The organism is Pseudomonas sp. AC229 (genome assembly GCF_979254655.1).
Window position 1 is genome coordinate 1 of sequence record NZ_CEEDHK010000082.1, and the last position, 247, is coordinate 247.

1 protein-coding gene and 1 pseudogene are annotated in these 247 nt (G+C 66.0%); both read right to left on the reverse strand.

All coding sequences use genetic code 11. The annotated features are described in order from the left end of the window. The coding region (locus AC0IW7_RS24935) for an arsenate reductase/protein-tyrosine-phosphatase family protein (RefSeq protein WP_471821534.1) at window positions 1–141 on the reverse strand (141 nt) is incomplete at its 3' end. Further along, window positions 138–247, reverse strand: a pseudogene (locus AC0IW7_RS24940) (3-deoxy-manno-octulosonate cytidylyltransferase); the annotation flags it as partial. The gene AC0IW7_RS24935 and the pseudogene AC0IW7_RS24940, both read right to left, overlap by 4 nt.

Below are 247 nucleotides of genomic sequence, written 5' to 3' on the forward strand. Positions count from 1 at the left end.
GACGTGCCACGGGCCGGTGCCGGCAGAGTCGACATGCACCTGGCCATCAAGCCCGGCGTTATGCAGTTGCTGGCGGAATACGCCCTCGGCCGAGGGCGAACGGCAAATGTTGCCCAGGCACACGAACAACACGCGCCTCAGGCCCCCAGCAGGCGCCGAACGCGCTCCAGGTCTTCCTGGGTATCACCACCGGCTTGCGGCGCTTCCAAGGCATCGGCCACATGAATGCGCTCACCGTGAAACAGCG